The organism is Geitlerinema sp. PCC 9228 (assembly GCF_001870905.1).
Classification (GTDB): Bacteria; Cyanobacteriota; Cyanobacteriia; order Cyanobacteriales; family PCC-9228; genus PCC-9228.
Window position 1 is genome coordinate 345 of sequence record NZ_LNDC01000215.1, and the last position, 754, is coordinate 1,098.

The window sequence follows — 754 nt, forward strand, 5'->3', positions numbered from 1 at the left end:
ATACTGGTAATATAGGGCATACGTTGTTCCTCCTCGTAATTGGTTAGCTGTTGGTCAAACTCCTGTGCCAAGGCTTCGGGTAACGACAACACCCAGTCAATCAGTCGAAATAATTCCAGGATTTGTTCTCTAGTATAGCCACGTTCGTACAATCCCCGCACTAGTATCCATTTTTGCTGGAATCTCTGTTGGTAGTTGTTTTTGGTTTCGCTGGCTGCCAAATAGGCAAGAATGAAAACAGCAAAAGGATTGGAACTAGCCATCAACTGTTCTTTTTGTTGGCGATAATCCCGGAGTTTCAACGGTTGAAAACGCAATCCCATATAGCTGACCCAGTCTCCATAACCGAATTCTTGCGGTCGCCATTGGGGATTTTCATCGGCAAGAATGGCAAAACTGTTGACGGGTTGTTCGTAGCGGTCGTAGATGCGATAATTGTAAACAAACATGCGTTGGGCAAAGTGACGGTCGTATTGCCCTTGCACTTCAATATGCACGAAGCATAAGGTTGGTTCGCCGTTGTTTTTAGAAACTTTAACGAGTTTATCGGCGAGGCGTTTTCCTAGTTCGGCATCCCGCACGACTTTTTGCAGTTCGATGTCTAAAAATTCATAGCCTTGCGACCAATCAATGTCTTGATAGACGTGGGGATAAAGGAGATGAAGAAATTCGGGAAAGTACAGGTCGAGGGCTTCTTTCCAGGGGCTATCGTATTCGTTGGTTGGATTTTCATTGGTGGTATTTTCAGACATGG

The 754-nt window shown here is 44.8% G+C and carries 1 protein-coding gene; it reads right to left on the reverse strand.

The annotated features are described in order from the left end of the window. The coding region (locus tag AS151_RS22365) for a hypothetical protein (protein WP_084639826.1) at nucleotides 1–754 on the reverse strand (754 nt) is incomplete at both ends.